Source organism: Photorhabdus kleinii (assembly GCF_025384885.1).
Classification (GTDB): Bacteria; Pseudomonadota; Gammaproteobacteria; order Enterobacterales; family Enterobacteriaceae; genus Photorhabdus; species Photorhabdus kayaii.
The window spans coordinates 144,652-161,926 of record NZ_JAJAFY010000004.1; the positions used below are offsets into that span (position 1 = coordinate 144,652).

Annotated in this window: 18 protein-coding genes and 1 pseudogene; 10 read left to right on the forward strand and 9 right to left on the reverse strand. The window is 41.3% G+C overall.

What is annotated here, in order from left to right; translation table 11 throughout:
• Positions 1-136 precede the first annotated feature (136 nt).
• Positions 137-244 (forward strand): annotated as a pseudogene (locus LG003_RS04415) (IS1 family transposase); the annotation flags it as partial.
• 38 nt (positions 245-282) lie between these two features.
• Here LG003_RS04415 and LG003_RS04420 read toward each other — a convergent pair.
• Positions 283-1,668, reverse strand: coding sequence for a DASS family sodium-coupled anion symporter (locus LG003_RS04420; protein ID WP_112876839.1), 1,386 nt, complete (start codon positions 1,666-1,668; stop codon positions 283-285).
• Between the two features lie 772 nt (positions 1,669-2,440).
• Between LG003_RS04420 and LG003_RS04425 the strand changes: the two genes are divergently transcribed.
• The 6 genes from LG003_RS04425 (at position 2,441) to LG003_RS04450 (ending at position 6,863) form a co-directional block, all read left to right on the forward strand.
• A complete protein-coding gene (locus LG003_RS04425; RefSeq protein WP_262980253.1) occupies positions 2,441-3,169 on the forward strand; it encodes a helix-turn-helix transcriptional regulator in 729 nt (242 codons plus the stop codon).
• 160 nt (positions 3,170-3,329) lie between these two features.
• The gene (locus tag LG003_RS04430; protein ID WP_262980254.1) at positions 3,330-4,052 is read left to right on the forward strand and encodes a helix-turn-helix transcriptional regulator; all 723 of its coding nucleotides are present in this window, start codon (positions 3,330-3,332) and stop codon (positions 4,050-4,052) included.
• A 159-nt stretch (positions 4,053-4,211) separates the two neighbouring features.
• A complete protein-coding gene (locus LG003_RS04435; RefSeq protein WP_262980255.1) occupies positions 4,212-4,934 on the forward strand; it encodes a helix-turn-helix transcriptional regulator in 723 nt (240 codons plus the stop codon).
• A gap of 150 nt (positions 4,935-5,084) precedes the next feature.
• Positions 5,085-5,807 (forward strand): helix-turn-helix transcriptional regulator, encoded by a 723-nt coding sequence (locus LG003_RS04440; RefSeq protein ID WP_262980256.1) that lies wholly within the window; start codon positions 5,085-5,087, stop codon positions 5,805-5,807.
• 160 nt (positions 5,808-5,967) lie between these two features.
• Positions 5,968-6,690: a helix-turn-helix transcriptional regulator gene (locus LG003_RS04445; protein WP_262980257.1), complete on the forward strand. Its 723-nt coding sequence runs from the start codon at positions 5,968-5,970 to the stop codon at positions 6,688-6,690.
• Positions 6,690-6,863 (forward strand): hypothetical protein, encoded by a 174-nt coding sequence (locus LG003_RS04450; protein ID WP_262980258.1) that lies wholly within the window; start codon positions 6,690-6,692, stop codon positions 6,861-6,863. The genes LG003_RS04445 and LG003_RS04450 overlap by 1 nt, the downstream gene beginning before the upstream one ends.
• Before the next feature lie 88 nt (positions 6,864-6,951).
• Here the strand turns inward: LG003_RS04450 and LG003_RS04455 are convergent, their stop codons facing one another.
• The 8 genes from LG003_RS04455 to pyrG form a co-directional block, all read right to left on the reverse strand.
• Complete coding sequence (locus LG003_RS04455) at positions 6,952-7,164, reverse strand: helix-turn-helix domain-containing protein (protein WP_262980259.1); 213 nt, start codon at positions 7,162-7,164, stop codon at positions 6,952-6,954.
• A gap of 434 nt (positions 7,165-7,598) precedes the next feature.
• Positions 7,599-8,792, reverse strand: a complete 1,194-nt coding sequence (locus LG003_RS04460) for an MFS transporter (protein WP_262980260.1) — start codon at positions 8,790-8,792, stop codon at positions 7,599-7,601.
• A 22-nt stretch (positions 8,793-8,814) separates the two neighbouring features.
• Positions 8,815-9,996 (reverse strand): cysteine desulfurase family protein, encoded by a 1,182-nt coding sequence (locus LG003_RS04465; RefSeq protein WP_112876845.1) that lies wholly within the window; start codon positions 9,994-9,996, stop codon positions 8,815-8,817.
• 67 nt (positions 9,997-10,063) lie between these two features.
• A complete protein-coding gene (locus LG003_RS04470) occupies positions 10,064-10,771 on the reverse strand; it encodes a hypothetical protein (RefSeq protein ID WP_112876870.1) in 708 nt (235 codons plus the stop codon).
• Positions 10,772-11,536: 765 nt separating this feature from the next.
• Positions 11,537-11,806: a type II toxin-antitoxin system RelE/ParE family toxin gene (locus LG003_RS04480; protein WP_112876846.1), complete on the reverse strand. Its 270-nt coding sequence runs from the start codon at positions 11,804-11,806 to the stop codon at positions 11,537-11,539.
• A 2-nt stretch (positions 11,807-11,808) separates the two neighbouring features.
• Positions 11,809-12,066, reverse strand: a complete 258-nt coding sequence (locus LG003_RS04485) for a type II toxin-antitoxin system RelB/DinJ family antitoxin (protein ID WP_262980261.1) — start codon at positions 12,064-12,066, stop codon at positions 11,809-11,811.
• Positions 12,067-12,212: 146 nt separating this feature from the next.
• The gene (gene eno, locus LG003_RS04490; RefSeq protein ID WP_112876847.1) at positions 12,213-13,514 is read right to left on the reverse strand and encodes a phosphopyruvate hydratase; all 1,302 of its coding nucleotides are present in this window, start codon (positions 13,512-13,514) and stop codon (positions 12,213-12,215) included.
• Between the two features lie 72 nt (positions 13,515-13,586).
• Positions 13,587-15,224, reverse strand: a complete 1,638-nt coding sequence (gene pyrG / locus LG003_RS04495) for a glutamine hydrolyzing CTP synthase (protein WP_112876848.1) — start codon at positions 15,222-15,224, stop codon at positions 13,587-13,589.
• A gap of 332 nt (positions 15,225-15,556) precedes the next feature.
• On the opposite strand from pyrG, the gene LG003_RS04500 reads away from it, so the two are divergent.
• The 3 genes from LG003_RS04500 to LG003_RS04510 are packed head-to-tail and all read left to right on the forward strand — an operon-like array spanning position 15,557 to position 17,250.
• The gene (locus tag LG003_RS04500) at positions 15,557-15,904 is read left to right on the forward strand and encodes a hypothetical protein (protein WP_262980262.1); all 348 of its coding nucleotides are present in this window, start codon (positions 15,557-15,559) and stop codon (positions 15,902-15,904) included.
• Between the two features lies 1 nt (position 15,905).
• Entirely contained in the window at positions 15,906-16,514 is a 609-nt protein-coding gene (locus tag LG003_RS04505) for a restriction endonuclease fold toxin 5 domain-containing protein (protein ID WP_262980263.1), read from the forward strand.
• A gap of 13 nt (positions 16,515-16,527) precedes the next feature.
• Positions 16,528-17,250, forward strand: a complete 723-nt coding sequence (locus LG003_RS04510) for an immunity 52 family protein (protein WP_262980264.1) — start codon at positions 16,528-16,530, stop codon at positions 17,248-17,250.
• The last annotated feature ends 25 nt before the right edge of the window (positions 17,251-17,275 follow it).

Below are 17,275 nucleotides of genomic sequence, written 5' to 3' on the forward strand. Positions count from 1 at the left end.
TTTGAATTTACTGTCATTATTTTTTCGATCATGCATTCAATGCGGTGATCATCATATAAAATTCTGTCATTTATTAGAAAATTCTTGATGATCAAAGTTGACGTGAAATACCTATTTGATCAGCAGACCTCACCTTAGATTGAAACGACTAAATCGTAAGACTTTAGGCTACTCAAAATCAGTAGGAATGCATGATAGGGTCATCGGCACAATATCCCCATCGTACATTCGATGGGGATATTGATGAATTATTGTGTCCAGAGGGATTTAGTAAATTTTCAGTTACAACCAGAATAACCAAGCAAACAAAGAGATGATCGCGATGCAGGCAATATTCAGCACCATACCCACTCTGACCATTTCAGTTTGTTTAATATGACCGGAGCTGAAAACAATCGCATTAGGTGGTGTGGCAACCGGCAACATAAAGGCACAGGATGCCCCGAAACCGATAATTAGCGTCAGCGTCATTATCGGCATACCCAACGCTTCCGCAACGGTTGCGAATATCGGTACTAACAAAGCGGCGCTAGCTGTATTACTGGTAAATTCAGTCAGGAAGATAATAAATGCCGCGACCGCAACAATAATCACAAACCAGTGACTTGCGCCAAAAGTAGCGGCCATACCATTTGCCATGATTTCACTAGCACCTGAGTTTTTCAAAATAGCGCTTAAAGTCAGACCACCGCCAAACAGTATCAACACACCCCACTCGGTGTTATTTTGAATCTGGGACCAACTCGCCACCCCCGTTATACCAATCAGAACGGCAGCACTGATAGCAATAATGGTATCCAGATCTTTCACTCCCCCTAAGGCAGAACTGATAACCGTGCTAAAGATCCAGCAGAATACAGTTAATAGGAAGATCAGCATGGTCATCAAACGCTTGCCAGTCCAATCCTGTTTTTCCAGCTTCATGTTGAATTTATGATTCAAATTCGGGCGCAGCATCAGATACATAATACCCACCATCATTGGCATCAAAATAACAACCAGAGGAATGCCCAATTTCATCCAACTGAAGAAATCGATACCCAGTTGAGCCGCAGCAATTGCGTTTGGCGGGCTTCCTACCAAAGTACCTAAACCACCGATACTTGCACTATAAGCGACACCTAACAACACAAATACAAACGTATGACGCTCAGAACGTACATCCAAATTGGACAAAATACCCAATACTAATGGCAGCATCATCGCGGCAGTCGCAGTGTTACTGATCCACATGGAAAGACCAGCCGTTACACCAAACAACAGCATCACTGCTACAGACAAGCGTCCACGGGCAATCATCAGCAGACGATTAGCAATCAGCCTGTCCAGCCCCTGTATGTGAAGTGCAGTTGCCAGAGCAAAGCCACCAAAAAACAGGAAGATGATGGGATTAGCAAAAGATTTCAGCGCATCTCCCGTATTCATCAATCCCATACCAACTGCCAGAATTGGAATACATAATGCAGTAATTGTGACGTGAATAGCTTCGGTAAGCCACAGCACACCAACAAATACCATTAATGCTAAACCCGCATTGGCTTTTTCACCAAACGGCAATGTATTCAGTAAAATAAATAGTAATACAACATCAGCAGCCAGAATAATTAAGCCTTTTTTATTAGAAAAATTTGGCCTTATAGCTGCGGTTAAAGATTGAGAAGCATCCATGGTGACTCCATTAGCGCCGGTGATATCTGATCCACCATTGCTACAATTGTTAAAAAAATACAAGGCGTGTGAATATAAGGAGTCTTCTCCAGGAAGCAAATGCAGTTCTTTGAATTTTGCGATCTAAAGCGCGAGAACTAACCAATTAAATCATAACAGACGGTATTTTATACAAATTTTTGTATTTATATCACATTATTACATCTTTCCAGGTATAGAAAAGCGCTACGTTTTATGTAAATTGTCGGGCATAAAAACAGATGAACTCTCCCCTTCCCAAGCTACCGACAAACTAATTTTTTCTCATTTTTCACTGATAACTCTATGAGGAGAAAGTTTTACTATTTGAATAAGTGAAAATTTCTATAATCCCTCGCTTTCAGATGGCACGAAAACAATAGTTCACATGATTTAACCTGAACGAGTCAGATCCACGGAGTAAATTTTCCCACATTCCATCCAAAGTATTTCATATTGAAATATTCCATTAATAACACAATCAACAAAGAAAATTTTACACAATATAAAATATTAGCATATTGAAGATATTTACCCTCTGTAGAATCATCCGCACCAAATAGGCGCCCCAAAACTCATAAATATAATTATCCATTGTGTTATAAAAGTGATAACTTTACATGGAAGTTTTTACAGTTTTACAGTTTTACAGTTTTACAGTTTTACAGTTTTACAGTTTTACAGTTTTACAGTTTTACAGTTTTACAGTTTTACAGTTTTACAGTTTTACAGTTCAATCATGATGGGTGAAATTATGAAAGATAACACTAACACGATGAGTTTCTCTGTAAACAAAGATCTGGATGTTCATTCAAAAAGCTTTGATGCTTTCATATCGTACATGGAAAACAGCAACGATTTTTGGATCATAAAAGACAGCGAATCTCGATTTGTCTATGCCAATGATATTATGATCTATTATAGTGGCCTTCCTAAAGGTTTTAATATAGAAGGGAGGCTTGATAGTGAATGTCCAGCACCGTGGTCTGAATTTGAAGATATTATACAAGCTAATGATAAAAACGTAATGGCGAATCAAAAAACCATTCCGGTACTAAACACCTTTACTTATGGCGGGAGAGAAAAAATGATCCAGCCGTTTCTAGTCGATATTACCCCTTTAATGAAGGATGGAAAATGTATTGGGGTTGTAGGACACGGTAGAAAACTTGAAATTTATTCCATGTATCATTTTGAAAACAACAGACATCCTGACTTATTAACTTTTGGCACACCAACTGATTTATTTACCGACAGAGAGTTCGATATAGTATTTTTTGCGTTGCAATCGCTAAGCGCTAAAGACATAGCGAGAAAATTAGGTATCACATATAGAACGGTACAAAGCAGGTTACAATTTATTTACCAAAAAATAGGGATAAATTCATTAAGCCAGTTAAAAGAATATTGCAGGGGTAAGGGGTACGATAATTATGCTCCTACCCGATTTATTAACCCTAATCCCTATATACCTCTGGCATAACGATGAACCATACCGTTATTGTCACTATTCCATTAGGGTTCTGTCTAACAGAACCTTATGCTCCAACCAAAACTCGCTTAACAACGCGAAAAACAGTTTTGTGGGATACCTCACATGGACGTTATCACAGTTTTACAGCTCAATCATGATAGGTGAAATTATGAAAGATAACACGATGAGTTTCTCTGTAAACAAAGATCTGGATGTTCATTCAAAAAGCTTTGATGCTTTCATATCATATATGGAAAATAGCAATGATTTTTGGGTTATAAAAGACAACGAACATCGATTCGTCTATGCCAATGATACAATGATTTATTACAGCGGTCTTCCTAAAGGTTTTAATATAGAAGGGAGGCTTGATGGTGAGTGTCCAGCACCGTGGTCTGAGTTTGAAAATATTATACAAGCTAGTTGTGATGTTGTAATGACGAATCAAAAAACCATTCCAGTATTAAACACCTTGACTTATGGTGGGAAACAAAAAATGATCCAACCATTTCTGACCAATGTTACACCGCTAATGAAGGATGGAGAATGCATTGGCATTGTTGGACACGGTAAAAAACTTGAAATTTATTCCATGTATCATTTTGAAAACAACAGGCATCCAGAGTCATTAACTTTTGGCACACCAACTGATTTATTTACCGACAGAGAGTTCGATATAGTATTTTTTGCGTTGCAATCGCTAAGCGCTAAAGATATAGCGAGAAAATTAGGTATCACATATAGAACGGTACAAAGCAGGTTACAATTTATTTACCAAAAAATAGGGATAAATTCATTAAGCCAGTTAAAAGAATATTGCAGGGGTAAGGGGTACGATAATTATGCTCCTACCCGATTTATTAACCCTAATCCCTATATACCTCTGGCATAACAATGCACAATATTGCTGTCGTCACTATGCCATTAGGGTTCTGTCTAACAGAACCCTATGCTCCGACCAAAACTCGCTTAACAGTGCGGAAAGTAGTTTTGTGGGATACCTCACATGGACGTTATCACAGTTTTACAGTTCAATCATAATGGGGAAATTATGAAAGATAACACGATGAGTTTCTCTGTAAACAAAGATCTGGATGTTCATTCAAAGAGCTTTGATGCATTCATATCATACATGGAAAACAGCAACGATTTCTGGATTATAAAAGATAGCGAATCTCGATTCGTTTACGCTAATGATGTTACACATTATTACTGCAACCTACCCAAAGGTTTTAATATGGAAGGTAGGCTTGATAGTGAATGTCCAGGACCGTGGGTCGAGTTTGTAGATATTATACAAGCCAATGATAAAAACGTAATGACGAGTCAAAAGACCATTCCAGTATTAAACACTTTCATCTATGGCGGGAGACAAAAAATAATCCAACCACTTCTAGTCAATATTACCCCTCTAATGAAGGATGGAAAATGTATTGGGGTTGTGGGACACGGTAGAAAACTTCAAATTTATTCCATGTATCATTTTGAAAACAACAAGCATCCGGACTCATTAACTTTTGGCACACCAACTGATTTATTTACCGACAGAGAGTTCGATATCGTATTTTTTGCGTTGCAATCGCTAAGCGCTAAAGACATAGCTAGAAAATTAGGTATCACATATAGAACGGTACAAAGCAGGTTACAATTTATCTATCAGAAAATAGGGATAAATTCATTAAACCAGTTAAAAGAATATTGCAGGGGTAAGGGGTATGATAATTACGCTCCTACCCGATTTATTAACCCTAATCCCTATATACCTCTGGCATAACGATGAACCACATCATTATTATCACTATGCCATCAGGGTTCCTCCTAAGAACCCTATTTCCCGTCCAAAACCCGCTTAACCGCGCGAAGGACGGATTTGTGGGATACCCCACATGCAAGTTATTACAGTTTAATCATGATAGGTGAAATTATGAAAGATAATACGATGAGTTTCTCTGTAAACAAAGATCTGGATGTTCATTCAAAAAGCTTTGATGCTTTCATATCGTACATGGAAAACAGCAACGATTTTTGGGCTATAAAAGACAACAAACATCGATTCGTCTATGCCAATGATACTATGATTTATTACAGTGGTCTTCCTAAGGGGTTTAATATTGAAGGGAGGCTTGTTAGTGAGTGTCCAGCTCCGTGGTCTGAGCTTGAAGATATTGTACATGCTAGTGATGGCAATGTAATGACGAGTCAAAAGACCATTCCGGTACTAAACACCTTCACTTATGGCGGGAGAGAAAAAATAATCCAACCATTTTTGGTCAATGTTACACCGCTAATGAAGAATGGAGAATGTATTGGGGTTGTAGGACACGGTAAAAAACTTCAAATTTATTCCATGTATCATTTTGAAAACAACAGGCATCCTGAATCATTATCATTTGGCAACCCAACTGAGATTTTTACAGATAGAGAGTTCGATATCGTATTTTTTGCGTTGCAATCGCTAAGCGCTAAAGATATAGCAAGAAAATTAGGTATCACATATAGAACGGTACAAAGCAGGCTACATGTCATTTACCAGAAAATAGGGATAAATTCATTAAGCCAGTTAAAAGAATATTGCCGGGGCAAAGGGTATGATAACTATGCTCCTACCCGATTTATTAACCCTAACCCTTTTATACCTCTGGCATAACAATGCATAACATTGCTGTCATCACTATGCCATTAAGGTTCTGTTTAACAGAACCTTATGCTCTGACCAAAACTCGCTTAACAACGCGAAAAGCAGTTTTGTGGAATACCTCACATGGACGTTATCGCGGTTTTACAGTTCAATCATAATGGGTGAAGTTATGAAAGATAACACGATGAGTTTCTCCATAAACAAAGATCTGGATGTTCATTCAGAAAACTTTGATGCTTTCATATCATATATGAAAAACAGTAACGATGTTTGGGTTATAAAAGACAACGAATCTCGATTCATCTATGCCAATGATACTATGATTTATTACAGCGGTCTTCCTAAAGGTTTTAATATAGAAGGGAGGCTTGATGGTGAGTGTCCAGCACCGTGGTCTGAATTTGAAAATATTATACAAGCTAATGATAACAATGTAATGACGAGTCAAAAGACCATTCGGGTACTACACACCTTCACTTATGTCAGAAGAGAAAAAATAATCCAACCATTTCTGGTCAATGTTACTCCTCTAATGAAGGATGGAAAATGCATTGGGATTGTATCGCACGGTAAAAAACTTCAAATTTATTCCATGTATCATTTTGAAAACAACATTCATCCAGAGTCATTAACTTTTGGCAAACCAACCGATTTATTTACCGACAGAGAGTTCGATATCGTATTTTTTGCGTTGCAATCGCTAAGCGCTAAAGATATAGCGAGAAAATTAGGTATCACATATAGAACGGTACAAAGCAGGTTACAATTTATTTACCAAAAAATAGGGATAAATTCATTAAGCCAGTTAAAAGAATATTGCAGGGGTAAGGGGTATGATAATTACGCCCCTACCCGATTTATTAACCCTAATCCCTATATAACTCTGGAATAATGATGAACCATACCGTTATTGTCACTATTCCATTAAGGTTCTGCCTGGCAGAACCCTATTCGCCTCCCAAAAAAGTTTACCCGATTTTGGAATACTACTCCTATCTGGCGATCCGTGAAATCAACAGAAATTATGAAAAATATCAAGGAGTGACGTTAATAACGCTATTTTAATCATACCTGAAGCTTTTCACAAGACACAAGAAAAGCTTCAGGCATTTAATCTCTTCTCATTGAATTTTTTCGAGAAGTTTATTTTAATTCATTTTGAATATCTGCTTGGCCATATTTCGAAAGGCTCACAATTTAAAGCGGTAGCAATGAGCTTCTCACCTTTAGGCCACGGACGATGCAAAGCATTTGATAAAGTGGATGATGCAAGCCCTGCATCTCTTGAAACAGCAGATAACGACGTTCCCCGTTTTTTAAGCCCTGCAATAATATCAGCCGGGTGCCAGTCGTTTTTTACAATCATTCCTTATTCTCCTCTCAGTTTGGTTATTCAAGGTGCTATATTCATACTCTCTTCAAATTAATATTTTTATATTGCTACAGCTTTTTCCCTGAGTCCGCACTGGTGCGGAATACTAAAAACAACCACACTAAGACGTAAAACCCCGCTAAGTGCAGCCAAATATTCTCCGAACAGGAAAATGTTATATCTAACGATTAAACGGTCATAAATAAAATTTAATTGTTAAGCAATGTTCTTTTATGGATATTGGAATATTCAGAAAGTTTAGTTATTTTGGGAAATATTGGAAGACGCATTAAATACATTAATAAATGTCCTAAAAAAGCGCTTCAATTACGAGGAATGACGACAATTAAATACTTTATGGTCATCGAAAAATTGCTTGTGCAACGGCAAATCAGCCAGTCGATAATTATCGACTGGCTGAATGACCGTTAACGTGCTTCATTCTGTGCCGTCAGTCTGTCCTTAATGCGATAAAACCACCGCCCTCCCAATAATGCCACCACAAGTTCAAGGGAAGCTATTGCAGCTAGGGTTAGGATAAACAAGGTTTTGCCCGCGCCAACTAATATCCATCCGCCTATTGCCGGAAATCCAAATATCCCCACAAAGTAGGCGACAACGAACCAAGTGAGGGCAGCATGACGATTCTCAAGCGCAGAGTCGTTTACTGCCCATGTTTGAATAACGGGATACACCAATCCATAGCCTATCCCCGTTAACATGGCCGCCACAATCTGGAACATAGGGTGAACCGGTACGCCTAGCAAAGCCAAAATACCTATGATCAAAAATAACATCAGCGCGATGACTAACGGGATACGGGGCATCGTCGATAAACGTCGGGCTAACAAAAGCCGCGACACAACCACGGTCGCTGCATGTACAGCAAAGAATGTACTTGCATTTGCTTGAGTCCCTTCGACAAGCGAACTCTGGAACGACATCATTCCGGAGAATACACCGCCTCCCAGACCCACCATCACAATGGGACGGATCGCACTACTGGCAGCAATCTTGGTTATTTTTCTCACCCAAGGTCTCAGTGATAACTCCCGTTGACCATGCGGTTCCCTGACCCCAAAGGTCGCCAGAAGTAGTGAGGCGAGGATGCCAATGACGCCAACAAAGAGAAATGTTACTCGGATGGGCACTCCTGCTTGTTCAACCGCCGCGGCAAGGAGGATGGGACTGCCGCAAATCCCAGCCATTTGAAATGCGCTGAAGCGAGTAAACCAGTGACCCCTGTCAACGTCAGTGACACGCTCCGACAATGCCATAGGCCCACTGATATAGAACATTCCCCAACCGAGTCCAATCAAGAACGCTGCGATACGCGGAATGTAACCCAATTCACCGCTGAAACCGCCTAAAAGAAAATAACCACAAGACATCGCCAGCGCCGCTAGGGCTGCAAGGCGCGATGCTTCCAGTTGCCCAGCAAACCATCCAACCAAAGGAACGCCAATCAAGGTGCCGATCAAGGCCACGCTAAGGGTCGTCCCAGTGTCAATGTCACTCCCCCCTTGTGACCGAAAATACGCGGAAATAAGAAAGGTGGCGCCATATCCCCCCGCAGTGAACAGGGTTCCGAACAGGAGAAAAAGTGCCGACATTGTTCTCATCAGTCAAACTCCATCTTAATTATTACAGGACGCCGAATGGCTTTGGCGCCATCGATCTCAGTTTATTCACCGCTTTTTCCAGACGGAGACAAACATACCGTATCTCGTCCTCATTATTAAATCTTCCTAGTCCGAAACGCACACTGGCTTGAGCCTGTGCATCACTGACTCCTATTGCTTTCAGTACATGTGACGGCGCCCTGTTAGCGGATGTGCATGCAGACCCAGAGGACAATGCAACCTCGGAAAGCTCCAGCAAAAGCGAGTCAGCATCCAAGCCGTTGAAAGAGACATTTAGCAGACCGGGAAGGCATTCGATAAGATGACCATTTATCCGAACGTCAGCCACATTCTCGATAATATACGACCGAAGTAAATCCCTTAAATAACGTAACCTCATCGACTCATCAGGCAAGTTTTTAACAGACAGTTCAACGGCGCGCCCAAATCCTACTATCCCCGGAACATTAAGGGTTCCAGAGCGTAAGCCTCGCTCATGTCCCCCTCCAACAATGAGAGGAGCGAGTGTTATATTCTTATTGCGTGAATCGATATAAAGTGCACCAACCCCCTTTGGTCCATATATTTTGTGCGCGGAAAATGAGGCAAGACTTATATTCATGCGCTGTACATCAAATTTTATTTTGCCGAGCGCTTGCGTGGCGTCGGTATGAAGAGGAATGTCATGTTCCTTACAGATCGCGCCTATCTCTTCAATTTTTTGTATTGAACCAATCTCGTTGTTAGCGGCCATAATCGAAACGAGATAGGTATCATCCCTTATTGCACGAGATATTGAATCTGGGGATACGATGCCGTCGCTTTGCGGCGGTAAGTAGGTCACCTCCGTTCCCATTGCTTCGAGCCTACCGCAACAATCAAGAACAGCTTTATGCTCAATTGTCGATGTGATGACATGCCCCCTTTTGCCCCGATGTTGAAGGCCCGCGATTGCAAGATTGTTCGACTCGGTGGAACCCGACGTGAATATAATATCGGAATGACTCGTCGCATTTATCGATGTTGATATCACTTTTCTTGCATTATCAACAGCTTCCATAGCTTTCCACCCAAATGCATGGTGATTACTGGCAGCATTTCCATAAGCGCAGGTAAAATAGGGCATCATAGTTTGAAGCACGTCGGGATCTAATGGCGTTGTAGCATTGTTATCCAAATATATCGGCCGGGTTAAGTTGTACATAAATTTTTCCCCCTTAACAAACAAAGATGAAATTATTTTTTTATTATCTTGACTATATCTATATCTGCTAGGCAGTAACTACATCGCCTTTACTCACCTCCCCCTGTTCATTAACAAGATTAAGACGAATGGCGGTTGAAACACCGAGCATATGGCTGAGTTGTAGCCCACGCACATATGCCAAAGCTCTCGACCAAGCGCAGTCCTCAAAGAACACCTCCAGAATAGCGTCTGAGCCTTTGTGATCACCGGCAGCTTTCTCAAAGTACTCCTTCGTAATTGCTGCACAAGTGAGTTTCTGAGTCGGCTCTTCGTAAGCAGCATCTGATGTCGGTGGTTTACCGTCAGCGAGGTTTTTGGACACCATCCGCCGTGTGATGATTTCGGGTATTTCTCCAGAAGCTAAGATGTGGACAAGGTGCTGCCTGGCTGAATCTTCGTGAATAACACGTATTTCACTGAGCGGAATCTGATATTTTTCTGCTACGGGCAAAAAGATATTCCTGATCGAGGCGTGGAGATGACTCAAGCGGGGGTTCCGTTTTTGAGAATTAGTGAGGTTATTTATCAGGAACTGGAGGCGGAATATCCCATGATGATCGAATGCCACGGATATCCTCGGTAATTGACCACATTCATCTTGGCTTCGTTTGGCGAACATCAGAGCAGCCTCAAAGGCTTTCAACTGAGCCTCGATAACTATCTCGCTATCCTTATTGAGATAAACTCGTGAATTCCCTGCCAGTATGCTTACGTTAGTTTCTCGCTGATTCATTTTCATCAATATCCTTTTCCATGATGGATCGTATGTATAAGGATGCCCGAAGCATCCATTAATTTTTGGAGCAAAGGGAGTTCTTAAAGAGTGATTGATATAACGTATGGAAGATAAGGAGATCTTTATAATTTCACGTACGCTGAATACCGTTTTCTCTTGCGATCTCGGTTATAAAACAAGTATGTCTGATATTAGGCAAGGGTATAATTCCCATAAAAGAAGTTGGATAAAGGTTAGCGTATCTTTTTTATCAAAAAATAGATCTTCGTCTTGTTTAAACATTTTTTCTTTTTGACCTTGCAGTCGAGGCTCTGAGCCCGGCCATCGGACATCATTTAGCTCTCAGCTTACCGGGTAATTCTGTCACACCAATACAAGGCTCTAGTTGCCAAGTATGGATATGTCCGAACTGTTGTTGAGACAGCTAACTAAAATCCGTTATATCAAGGTAAATCTTCTCAGCAACATTAAAGGGGGGATTCTCGCTATTAAGCCATCGGCGAAAAGTTTCATATGTGAAAACATGGCTGCACCGACCGACTGCCTCAGGAAAACTCAAAAATTGACGTTGTAGAAGTTATCAGGCTATTACCCTTATGAAGGAGGGTTTTAGCCTTTCATTTGGAAGAATAAAATTATTTCAGGTTTGTCATGCTCAAACATCAACCTATTACACACAGCTCAACTTAATTTTTTCTCTTCGAATCACAGCTAGCTCTCCGCTCAACAAACATATTTAAAAATCCATCAGTTATCCTCTTACTATCCGAATAAATCAGCATGGCTACCAACTCGATACAAGATCAATTCAGTGTCCGTACGTCGATAAATCAGTAGTAAATCCGGTGCTCCATGACATTCCAAATAACCAATATAGTTACCATTCAGGCGGTGTTCTTTATACTTCGGTGGTAATGGCTGGCCGGTTTGCAAAAGCGCAAGGGTTTTCATAATGATTTCTTGCGCTTTTTTATTGTTGACGTACTTTTTGGCATCCCTTTTAAATCGGCTCTGATAAACGAAAATCAACACTGTTACCAGCCTAAATCACTTTTTAATTCATCAAGCGTGTTGGCACGGTGAACACCTATCCCGTTCTCTAGATCATGAATTGCCTGTAACGTCTCTCTATTCGGTTGCAGCAACCCATCCGGTAGCCGACCTTCTGCGGCTAATCGATTAATAACCATACGTATAACGGTAGATAAATCGAGCCCAAGTGCTTTGGCATTTGCCATTGCCGCCGCTTTGCAGGCTGGTGACACCCTGGCTCTGACAACAGTATCAGTCATAGTAAATGCTCCCCTGTGTGTTTGATTAGAACACCGTAGCCTTTTTGTAGCCACACGTCAAAAGATTATAAATATGACTTGGTAGCCAATTATCTGAGGAGGGTTTTACCCCTCCTGTTTAATTCTAATACTTAATTAATTATCGATTAAGCCTGACCTTTTACTTCTTTCAAGCCATAGAAAGGAGCGCGATTACCCAAAGCTTCTTCAATACGGATTAACTGGTTATATTTAGCAACGCGATCAGAACGGCTCATAGAACCGGTTTTGATTTGACCTGCGGCAGTACCTACGGCCAGATCAGCAATAGTCGCATCTTCTGTTTCACCAGAACGATGAGAAATTACCGCCGTGTAACCTGCGTCTTTTGCCATTTTAATCGCGGCCAGTGTTTCTGTCAGAGAACCAATCTGGTTGAATTTAATCAAAATGGAGTTAGCAATGCCTTTCTCAATACCTTCTTTCAGGATCTTAGTATTGGTAACAAACAGGTCGTCGCCAACCAATTGGATTTTCTCGCCCAATACTTTTGTCTGGTAAGCAAAACCTTCCCAGTCAGATTCATTCAACCCATCTTCGATAGAAACAATCGGGTACTTTCTGGTCAAATCTTCTAAGTAATGAGTGAACTCTTGAGAAGTGAAAGTCTTACCTTCACCTTTCAGTTCATAGTTACCCGTTTCTGGGTTGTAGAATTCAGAAGCGGCACAATCCATAGCCAAAGTGACATCTTTGCCCAGAACATAACCCGCTTGTTCTACCGCTTCTTTAATAGCAGCCAGCGCTGCCGCGTTAGATTCCAAGTTAGGCGCATAGCCCCCTTCGTCACCAACCGCAGTACTCATGCCTTTTGCTTTCAGAACTTTAGCCAAGTTATGGAAAACTTCAGAACCGATACGAACCGCCTCTTTCAGCGTTTTTGCTCCAATCGGTTGAATCATAAATTCCTGGATATCAACGTTGTTATCCGCGTGCTCACCACCATTGATGATGTTCATCATCGGCAACGGCATAGAGAATTTACCCGGAGTGCCATTCAATTCAGCAATGTGCTCGTACAACGGCATGCCTTTCGCTGCTGCTGCGGCTTTAGCGTTAGCCAGAGAAACCGCCAGAATCGCATTAGCACCGAATTGAGATTTATTTTCAGTACCATCCAGATCGATCATGATCCTGTCGATGTTAGCCTGATCTTTAGCATCCTGACCAATAACTGCCTGTGCAATCGAGCCATTTACTGCATCAACAGCTTTCAGTACACCTTTACCCATAAAACGGGATTTGTCACCGTCACGCAGTTCCAACGCTTCACGGGAACCGGTAGATGCACCAGAGGGTGCAGCCGCTAAACCCACAAACCCTCCTTCCAGATGCACTTCTGCTTCTACGGTTGGGTTACCACGGGAGTCAATGATTTCACGACCGATCACTTTAACGATTTTGGACATTAGGTTTTCCTCAGTACAAGTTACATTTCAGGTAAGTGACGGAACACGTCATACCGCCACTCACTGCACATCTTATTTGAGCTGGCCTTTCTGATATTTACCGGCTGCTTTAATAAAACCAGTAAATAATGGATGGCCATCACGAGGAGTGGAAGTAAATTCTGGGTGGAACTGACAAGCCACGAACCAAGGATGCTCTGGAATCTCAATAATTTCTACGAGCTTATTGTCCATTGAACGACCCGCTACCCGCAGACCCGCATCTTCAATACGTTTCAACAGTAAGTTATTCACTTCATAACGATGCCGATGACGCTCAACAATCGTATCTGCCCCATACAAGGTGCGCACTAAACTCTCTTTTGTCAGGTGGCATGGCTGACCACCCACACGCATCGTTCCACCAAGATCACTCTCTTCGCTACGCACTTCTAAATTACCGTCTTCATCACGCCATTCGGTGATCAGACCAACAACCGGAAACCGGCAATCAGGTTCAAATTCTGTTGAGCTGGCTTTTTCCAAACCCGCAACATGACGAGAAAACTCAATCAATGCTACCTGCATGCCGAGACAGATCCCCAGATAAGGAATTTTGTTCTCACGCGCATAACGGGCTGTCATGATTTTGCCTTCCACACCACGACCACCAAAACCACCAGGCACCAGAATCGCATCCAACCCCTTCAATAATTCAACGCCACGGGTTTCAACATCCTGGGAATCAATCAGTTTGATATTCACCGTTAGACGATTTTTCAATCCACCGTGCTTCAATGCCTCAATCACGGATTTGTACGCATCAGGCAGTTCAACGTATTTACCCACCATCCCAATAGTGACTTCACCGGAAGGGTTAGCTTCTTCGTAAATGACTTGTTCCCATTCTGACAAATTTGCTTCCGGGCAATCGAGGCTGAATCGTTTACAAATATAATCATCTAAGCCTTGAGATTTCAATAGCCCTGGGATTTTATAAATGGAATCAACGTCTTTTAGGGAGATAACCGCTTTCTCCGGCACATTACAGAAAAGAGCAATTTTTGCTCGCTCATTAGCCGGAATGACGCGATCTGAACGACAAATCAGAATATCCGGTTGAATACCGATAGAAAGCAGCTCTTTTACCGAATGCTGAGTCGGTTTGGTTTTGACTTCGCCAGCCGCTGCCAGATAAGGCACCAGTGTCAGATGCAGATATAAAGTGTGTTCACGACCAACTTCTACTGCCATTTGACGAATGGCTTCAAGGAATGGCAACGATTCGATATCACCGACAGTACCACCAACTTCCACCAGCACCACATCATGACCTTCACCACCACTGATGATGCGATCCTTAATTTCATTGGTGATGTGAGGAATAACTTGAACAGTCGCCCCCAGATAGTCGCCACGGCGCTCTTTACGCAAAACTTCGGAATAAACCCGACCCGTCGTAAAGTTATTGCGGCGAGTCATTTTAGTACGGATGAAACGCTCATAGTGACCTAAATCGAGATCAGTTTCAGCTCCATCTTCGGTAACGAAAACCTCCCCGTGTTGAATTGGGCTCATCGTACCTGGATCGACATTGATGTACGGGTCCAGTTTCATAATAGTGACATTGAGTCCACGGGCTTCGAGTATAGCCGCCAAAGAGGCTGCGGCAATGCCTTTACCCAGAGAGGATACGACCCCGCCGGTCACAAAAATATAATTAGTTTTCATGCTGAACCTGAAAGTTTAGGTTTAAAAGATGATGGATATAACCAGGACGGGAAAGCAGTATACCCGAACCTTAAATTCGCTACAAATAATCTGCACGAAAATAAGGTATTTTCCCCCTCCACAGCATTTTCAATGTAGACATGTGTACAGACACAAACTTCATTTTTCATGAAGCCAATCGTTATTGCCTCTTCTCAATTTCGAATGAATTTATTGCCTTAATTGATTAAAAAACAGTATGATTGCTTCCACAGTGATCGTTTCGTCTGAATTGCACACAGATAAAAGACCCAATATAGGTAACAGTAGCTTATGAGTTAAGGAGCAATGCCATGATTAAACTCACTCAGGAACAATTCGATAAAATTATAGATCTAGAGGACAATACTTATATTGAAAAAATCAGGCAATGCATTTTGTCAGAACATGCCGACTTGGTTGTGCATGAGGATGAAAAAAATTTACATAAGCGACTGAAAGAGGCGTATCGGTATTTAATCAGCGAGCTGGGCTTTAAAGATAAAAAACTGGTTAGATCATACCTTTATTTAACTGCATTTAATCTTAATTTCCATAGTGTACCAGAAATCAAAAATGCCCTTGAAGCAGGGGAAAACCCGGAACAACAATACAAAGATATCCTGAGGATAATAGATAACTTGTTGAAAAGGAGAAAGTAATATGCCTTTACCTCTGGTAGTTCCGGTAGCCCTGACTGCTGCCGAATATGCGGCATCAGCCCTTGCGGGCATATTGGTTGGCGTTGGTGTTGGCCTCGACGTTACAGAAATGACAAAAGACAAGGATGATGAAAAAGAGCAAGCAGAAACCCGAACGGACGCGATCAGTACAACAAGGGAAAAATGCAAGGCGTGTCCAGCCATTGAGAAAGTAAGTCCCAGCTGGGAAAGCACCAGCTCATACTCGCAGGTGACCCTTGATTATCAAATCCAGATAGCCAAAACCGTTTACAAACCGGATGCAAAACTCATACAGGTATGGGAATGTCTGGGAGTCAGCTTCGATGGCTGGCGACCAAAAGCATGCCTGTTTCTGGAATCCAAAGCTAAATATGATCAGTTTTTTAGGAAGGGAGAACCGATAGAATGGTGGACGGGAGATGAACCCATGAAAGATCAAGGAAGGCGACAGCAAGACGTATGTACCTTATTGAACAACATTCCACGCTCTCACTGGCATTTTATGGGCCCTGTAAGCGCAGCTTACTATTCAAAAAGATTTTCTAGGTATCCCAATATTAAAGTATTTCATACCCCTTTACTTAGATAGTTCGAGACAATAAATGACTATTTTATCACTAGAAATAGAGTTGTATTTTGACTGGAAAGAATCGTTGACTCCCCAAATAGCCCTCACTGATTTGTATAAGATAACACAACAGACTGACCAATTCTTCGGGCATCATAAAACCTGGTATTTGACTGGGTATACTCGTAATGAAGCATTAAAACATCCTGTTTTTGAAAAACAGCATCCGACAGAAAAAGCGGTTCAAGAGTTTGAAAAAAGCTATAAAAAAAATTTCCCTTTTATAGGAAAAAGTATTTGGGATGGTGAAGATGACGATCTCTCCTGCTCCCTATTTTATGAGAACTATCGTAGTGACAGGCTAGGACAAACTGAGATAACAATAGATCTCAATATTGACGAAAAGGAGTTTCAATTTTCACGATTGATTGATTTTATTACCTTTTTGGTTTTCAGCCGTAATACCCCCTATATTATGGTGGAAACTAACGGCTATACATTGAAACGAAATCAGGTATTCCCCGACAGGTTAAGTGCCGGCTGGATGATTTATTTACCCTCCATTATAGATCCCTCATTGTTACCAATGGCAGATGAAATCTTGCCTATTGCAAATGATAAAGAGCAATTGGGGACATTAATCATCACCAAAAAAGGCATTTTTGACGGCGAAAATCAGGGCGATATTGATAAAGCCAATGATGTTGAAATTCAGTTGGTAAATCTGGGATTACTGCCATTAATTACTGAGGTTTAACGGCGACCAGATAATTTTCTATCCT

What these genes read in the sequence shown, in the direction of transcription:
- LG003_RS04505 (WP_262980263.1), top strand. Translation starts at nt 15,906, where the DNA reads ATGCCTTTACCTCTGGTAGTTCCGGTAGCCCTGACTGCTGCCGAATAT.
- LG003_RS04420 (WP_112876839.1), bottom strand. Translation starts at nt 1,668, where the DNA reads ATGGATGCTTCTCAATCTTTAACCGCAGCTATAAGGCCAAATTTTTCT.
- LG003_RS04445 (WP_262980257.1), top strand. Translation starts at nt 5,968, where the DNA reads ATGAAAGATAACACGATGAGTTTCTCCATAAACAAAGATCTGGATGTT.
- LG003_RS04455 (WP_262980259.1), bottom strand. Translation starts at nt 7,164, where the DNA reads ATGATTGTAAAAAACGACTGGCACCCGGCTGATATTATTGCAGGGCTT.
- LG003_RS04460 (WP_262980260.1), bottom strand. Translation starts at nt 8,792, where the DNA reads ATGAGAACAATGTCGGCACTTTTTCTCCTGTTCGGAACCCTGTTCACT.
- eno (WP_112876847.1), bottom strand. Translation starts at nt 13,514, where the DNA reads ATGTCCAAAATCGTTAAAGTGATCGGTCGTGAAATCATTGACTCCCGT.
- LG003_RS04430 (WP_262980254.1), top strand. Translation starts at nt 3,330, where the DNA reads ATGAAAGATAACACGATGAGTTTCTCTGTAAACAAAGATCTGGATGTT.
- LG003_RS04435 (WP_262980255.1), top strand. Translation starts at nt 4,212, where the DNA reads ATGAAAGATAACACGATGAGTTTCTCTGTAAACAAAGATCTGGATGTT.
- LG003_RS04485 (WP_262980261.1), bottom strand. Translation starts at nt 12,066, where the DNA reads ATGACTGATACTGTTGTCAGAGCCAGGGTGTCACCAGCCTGCAAAGCG.
- LG003_RS04465 (WP_112876845.1), bottom strand. Translation starts at nt 9,996, where the DNA reads ATGTACAACTTAACCCGGCCGATATATTTGGATAACAATGCTACAACG.
- LG003_RS04510 (WP_262980264.1), top strand. Translation starts at nt 16,528, where the DNA reads ATGACTATTTTATCACTAGAAATAGAGTTGTATTTTGACTGGAAAGAA.
- LG003_RS04470 (WP_112876870.1), bottom strand. Translation starts at nt 10,771, where the DNA reads ATGAATCAGCGAGAAACTAACGTAAGCATACTGGCAGGGAATTCACGA.
- LG003_RS04450 (WP_262980258.1), top strand. Translation starts at nt 6,690, where the DNA reads ATGATGAACCATACCGTTATTGTCACTATTCCATTAAGGTTCTGCCTG.
- LG003_RS04500 (WP_262980262.1), top strand. Translation starts at nt 15,557, where the DNA reads ATGATTAAACTCACTCAGGAACAATTCGATAAAATTATAGATCTAGAG.
- LG003_RS04425 (WP_262980253.1), top strand. Translation starts at nt 2,441, where the DNA reads ATGAAAGATAACACTAACACGATGAGTTTCTCTGTAAACAAAGATCTG.
- pyrG (WP_112876848.1), bottom strand. Translation starts at nt 15,224, where the DNA reads ATGAAAACTAATTATATTTTTGTGACCGGCGGGGTCGTATCCTCTCTG.
- LG003_RS04440 (WP_262980256.1), top strand. Translation starts at nt 5,085, where the DNA reads ATGAAAGATAATACGATGAGTTTCTCTGTAAACAAAGATCTGGATGTT.